This window comes from Asticcacaulis sp. AC466, assembly GCF_000495815.1.
Classification (GTDB): Bacteria; Pseudomonadota; Alphaproteobacteria; order Caulobacterales; family Caulobacteraceae; genus Asticcacaulis.
On the sequence record NZ_AWGE01000052.1, the window covers coordinates 1 to 636 of the forward strand.

1 protein-coding gene is annotated in these 636 nt (G+C 42.1%); it reads right to left on the reverse strand.

Annotation, left to right across the window (positions count from 1 at the left end):
• Window positions 1-39 precede the first annotated feature (39 nt).
• The gene (locus AEAC466_RS43455; RefSeq protein ID WP_023460303.1) at window positions 40-324 is read right to left on the reverse strand and encodes a biofilm development regulator YmgB/AriR family protein; all 285 of its coding nucleotides are present in this window, start codon (window positions 322-324) and stop codon (window positions 40-42) included.
• Between the last annotated feature and the right edge of the window lie 312 nt (window positions 325-636).

A 636-nucleotide genomic window follows, 5' to 3' on the forward strand; every position in this document is an offset into this window, starting at 1 on the left:
GCGGTTGCAATTTCATTTTTCATCGTTACGTTTCCCCGGTTATTTTGAAAGCGTACCTACAAACTCCAATGTGTCGCGATATAACTGAAATTCATCGTTATCGGATGCTTTTTCCATTTCTGCGACTATTTGAGAAAGAATATTATCGGTGTTGACTATTTTTTTGCGAACAAGAAGACCTATGACGCATTTTCCCAGAACCATGCTCACCTTTTCTAAGTTCTGCGTTTCACTATCGGTAAGGTAATGAATACTCATAAGCCCTCCAATCAATGATTTTTCGGATGTAGCCGTTAATCCAGATGTCGTCTTTAGAGCAGGCATTCCCATCCTTAGTTTGGTTGAAAGAGCCCACCGAAGCGGGCAAAGATTCGTCTCTGGTGTACCAAACGTTACAAAGGTTGTTATGAGGGATTGAGAACCCTGAATAACGCTTTTAGGTTAGGAATGTTCCGAAATCATGGCAAGTGATTACGAACGGTAAGGAACGAATTTAGGATAAATGCTAAAAAAAATGCCCCACGGCGGGGCGAAATTTCGTGATGATAGCTACATGAACTATTTGCATGTGACGATGAGAGGCGTGTGTCGTCTATTGGCGACACTATACCACTTTGGAGGGGGGAACAAGCAAAA

What these genes read in the sequence shown, in the direction of transcription:
- AEAC466_RS43455 (WP_023460303.1), bottom strand. Translation starts at nt 324, where the DNA reads ATGCCTGCTCTAAAGACGACATCTGGATTAACGGCTACATCCGAAAAA.